The following is a 4,079-nucleotide window of genomic DNA, read 5'->3' as shown; positions in this document are numbered from 1 at the left end:
TTGAATGAAGCGATTCTGGGAACCGCCGGAATGCGGGTTGGCTCGGTGCTTAAAAGCCCTCTAACATAGAGATTGCTGGACTCTTAAAACCGGACATTTCTAAAAAGTCCAAACCCGGACATCTGAATCAGGCCCCGACATCGGTTGTCAGAGCAAAGCTGTAATGTCGTATCTGGGCAAAGCTGAAACGTCGCATGTCATGCTGGCTGACCATTGATGGGAGGCTCGCATGACAGCATCCGGGACGATCACCATGACGATGCGCGAGGTGGACCGGTTGAACGTTGTACAGGCCGTTTGTGAGCGGCGGCGCGGGCCTCGGCCTGTCACTGTGCCGTACTATCGCGACGGCCCATGGCGGTACGATCGACGCCAGGCCTTCGCCGCTCGGCGGTGTCTCGATCACCGCGCGCTTTCCGCCGGAAGGAGACTGATGTGATGACTGAAGCCCGCAGTTCACCCATCCTGATCGTTGAGGACGAACCTAAGCTCGCCGCTGTACTCGAAGACTATCTGCATCTGGACGGCTTCACGACTACGATCATCGCCGACGGACAGGCCGTGATACCGTTCATTCGCGCGACGCCACCGTCGCTGATGCTGCTCGACCTCATGCTGCCGGGGCGCAACGGCATGGATATCTGCCGCGAGCTGCGGCAATTTTCGGCGCTGCCCGTGATTATCCTGACCGCGCGCATCGACGAAATTGACCGGCTGCCAGGCCTCGAAATCGGCGCCGACGATTATGTCTTCAAGCCGTTCAGCCCACGCGAAGTGGTGGCCCGCGTGAAGGGATCCTGCGGCGCTCGGCGCCCGCGGTTGCTTCCCTGACCGGCGCGCAGCAAGCACCGCAAGGGCTCGATGTCGACGAGCAGTTTCATCATGCGATGCTCGACGGCAAGGAACTCAAGCTCACGCCGCTCGAATTGCGTCTGCTGGTGCTGCTTATGAAATCGCCCGGACGCATCTTTCCCCGCGACTACGTGCTGAACAATCTGTACGAAGACCACCGCGTGGTCACGGACCGCACCGTTGACAGCCATATCAAGAACCTGTGCCGCAAACTGCAGACGGTGCGATGAGAGCGAGCCAATCGTCTCGGTATACGGCGTCGGATACCGGCTCGGAATCTGAAGGGACGCGCAACCAGCGTTCATCGCAACTCCAGCTCGACGCTCAACCGTTCGAACGAGTGCATCGCGCGGCAGGCGCTCAAGGCCTGCTGCCACAACCGCTCCTTCAACGCGCCGCCGACGAGCAGACTACACGGCAGCACGATCGCGCCGCGTCCTAGTTCGGCCGGGCTCGGCAGTACCTGTGGCCCCGCATCGCGATCAAAGTCCGCAACCCGCCGCGCCGCGCACCGCGTCGACGAACGCGCGGCCGGCGTCCTCGAGCGCACCGGAATTATCGATGGTGGTCAGGCGCACGCCATCCGGCAGCGAGAACGGCGCGCGGCGCGCGAGCCTTGCCGCCACCTCTTCCGCGCTCTCCCGTGCACGCGCGCCGAGACGCGCCTCCAGCACATGAGGCGCGGCGTCGATATGAACCACATCCGTGGCGGGATAGCGCTCGAGCGTGCGGTGCAAATGCTGACGCGAGCCGTTGACGACGACGGCACAGCCGCGCGCGAGCCAGGTATCGACCTCGATGCCGATGCCGTAACGCAGCCCATGGCTCGACCAGTCGAGCGCAAAGAGACCGAGCGCCGAGCGCAACTCGAATTCTTCGACAGTAAGCGCAACGTGCTCCTCTCCATTGCCGCTCGGCCGCGTGATGTAGCGATGCGCGAACAGGATGGGTTCACTCTTCACGCGATCACGCGCAAAGCCGAGCAGCGAGTCCTTGCCAGCGCCCGACGGCCCCATCACGTAGATCAAACAGCCATTCATTGCTTTTCCACCTCAACGTTCCGAAACGATAAACGCTGCCACAGCACGAAGGACTGGCCAGGCGCGGGCTCGACAAAAAGCGCTGCGTTGTCAACAACGAGCGGACCAAGTTGCGTAATCCGCTGCTGCCACCAGGCGACCAGCGCCGCGCGCTCATCGGCTGCGTCGAGCGAGCTTGACAGCGTCATATGAAAACGGAATTCGTCGAACACGTACGGATAACCCCATTCGACAAGCAAAGAGCGCTGGCGTTGCGTCAGCGGCGCAACCAGACGGCGTGCCAGGTCGGCGGCGGACGGCTTGGCACGCAATCCGTCGAGCGTACTCAGCGCACCGGACGCGAGCGCGCGCATGCCGGCTTCGCCATCGGGCGTCGCGGGCTGCAGCGCGACGAAGTCCCCAAGTGTCGCCGCTTTCACCGGCAACACGAAAGCCCGCTGCTGGTGCGACCAGCGACGCGCCTGGTCCAGCAGCTCGCCGGGGCTTACGCCGTCAGCCAGACGAAAGGGAGCGACCAGCGTGCCATGCCAGCCGTAGCGACGCGGCGTCTCAGTGAGTTCCCTCACCGAGCGCGCGAGCGTGTCAGGCTGCGGCGGCGCGTACGCGAGACCGTTTTCCACGTCGCGGCCCAGCCATTCGGAGCCGGCCTGCCACCAGCCGGACGCGCGCGACGGCGCGTAGTACACCGCAAAACGCGCGTCGGCGGACCATTCGGCCGCTTCATTTGCCAACCGTGCGGCCGTACTCATATGTCGTGTTCCACCATCAGTTGTACGCGCTCGGCCGCGAAGTGCGTCACGCCGTATTTGATCGGCGTGCCCTGCAGATCGACATCCACGTTCTCGACCCACAACACCGGCTGCTGCCGGTTGATGTTCAGCCGTCGCGCCACTTCGGGCTCGGGTAGCACGCTGCCGATGCGGCTCCATTTGCGCAGGTAGTCGGCGACACCGAACTCGGCCAGCGCCCTGGTAATGCCGCCGGCACGCTCCAGCACCTCCGGCAGGCCCGCGAAGCGCGCAGCCGGATACCAGTTGCGCGCGAAGGTGAGCGGCACGCCGTCGGACTCATGCAACGATTCGATACGGTAGACCTGCACACCGGCACGCAGCCCCAGCGCCTTCGTCACGTTCGGCTCAGCTTTGCCCCGCACCGCAGACAGCAGCGTGCCGCCCGCAGCATGATGCTGCTGACGCAGATTCTCGGTGAAACGGGTACGGCGGCCGATCGTATAGTCGATCGCGCCGGGCTGGACAAAAGTGCCGCGCCCCTGCTCGACGCTAACGAGCCCTTGTGCGGCAAGCCCCAGCATCGCGCGTCGCACGGTATGGCGGTTCACATCGAAACGTCTGGCCAGCTCGCCTTCGCTCGGCAAGCGCCCGTCTTCGCCGAAGCCGCTGCCCGCTATCTCGGCAGCGAGGATCTGCTCGATCTGCCGCCATACGGCAACCCCCGCGCCACGTTCGAGCTGAGCGCCCGGCGCGGCGGTATCGTTCGATGTCATGGTGCTGTCATTCCCTTCAGTTCAAATATTCGCTGTGACACGCATTGTAGTGTGCAACCCGTGATGGAAATATGAAAGGACGGTTGCCGCAAGCAGAATTAGTTTTGTCCTATCTCATCTAGACGTTTAGATGAATAGATGGATAAATAACGACTCGCTGGATTAACAGGAACCTCGATGAGTGCCTCTCCCGCCTCGCCTTCCTCCGCCATGCGGCGCGCATGGATGGCCGTGTTGGCGCACACGCCGTGCGCTGAGCTAGAAGCCGCATTGAGCCAAGCGCTGAACGGCGCGACCCCACCTGAGTTCGACTGGCTGCGGCGGCCCGAAACCGGGCTCGCGATGGTGCGCGGCCGCATCGGCGGCAGCGGGGATGCATTCAATCTCGGCGAAGCCACCGTGACCCGCGCCACACTGCGCCTGCGTCAACCCGCCGGGCACGCGCCGGTTGGCGTCGCATGCCATCTGGGCCGTGACCGCCGCCGCGCTGAACTCGCCGCGCTCGCCGATGCGCTGCTGCAGTTGCCGGAGCAACACGCGAGTCTGCATGGACACCTGATCGAACCACTCTCCGTCCGCCTGGCGGAGCAGCGTGCGGCACGCCGCCACGACGCCGCGTCGACACGCGTCGAATTCTTCACCATGGTGCGGGGCGACTAATGGACAACGCGAAGGAAAACCCG

General features: G+C 63.9%; 4 protein-coding genes and 2 pseudogenes. 3 read left to right on the top strand and 3 right to left on the bottom strand.

Features of this window, described 5'->3' with window-relative positions; translation table 11 throughout:
• Positions 1–290: 290 nt before the first annotated feature.
• Positions 291–434, top strand: a pseudogene (locus VGH68_RS11745) (ATP-binding protein); the annotation flags it as partial.
• A 4-nt stretch (positions 435–438) separates the two neighbouring features.
• Positions 439–1,134: pseudogene (locus tag VGH68_RS30095) on the top strand (response regulator).
• Positions 1,135–1,334: 200 nt separating this feature from the next.
• Here VGH68_RS30095 and phnN read toward each other — a convergent pair.
• From phnN to phnF, 3 genes are read right to left on the bottom strand one after another with little or no spacing between them, the layout of a single operon-like run.
• Positions 1,335–1,892 carry a phosphonate metabolism protein/1,5-bisphosphokinase (PRPP-forming) PhnN gene (gene phnN, locus VGH68_RS11730; protein WP_331603791.1) on the bottom strand — a complete coding sequence of 186 codons (558 nt, stop codon included), beginning with the start codon at positions 1,890–1,892 and terminating at the stop codon, positions 1,335–1,337.
• Positions 1,889–2,641, bottom strand: a complete 753-nt coding sequence (locus VGH68_RS11725; RefSeq protein ID WP_331603790.1) for a DUF1045 domain-containing protein — start codon at positions 2,639–2,641, stop codon at positions 1,889–1,891. Before VGH68_RS11725 ends, phnN begins: the two co-directional genes overlap by 4 nt.
• Positions 2,638–3,396 carry a phosphonate metabolism transcriptional regulator PhnF gene (phnF, locus tag VGH68_RS11720; RefSeq protein WP_331603789.1) on the bottom strand — a complete coding sequence of 253 codons (759 nt, stop codon included), beginning with the start codon at positions 3,394–3,396 and terminating at the stop codon, positions 2,638–2,640. The genes VGH68_RS11725 and phnF overlap by 4 nt, the downstream gene beginning before the upstream one ends.
• A 177-nt stretch (positions 3,397–3,573) precedes the next feature.
• Between phnF and phnG the strand changes: the two genes are divergently transcribed.
• Complete coding sequence (gene phnG / locus VGH68_RS11715; RefSeq protein WP_331603788.1) at positions 3,574–4,056, top strand: phosphonate C-P lyase system protein PhnG; 483 nt, start codon at positions 3,574–3,576, stop codon at positions 4,054–4,056.
• The last annotated feature ends 23 nt before the right edge of the window (positions 4,057–4,079 follow it).

It is taken from the genome of Paraburkholderia sp. (genome assembly GCF_036488505.1).
GTDB lineage: Bacteria > Pseudomonadota > Gammaproteobacteria > Burkholderiales > Burkholderiaceae > Paraburkholderia.
Note: the sequence above shows the minus strand (reverse complement) of the source record. Positions and strands in the feature narration are given on the sequence as shown.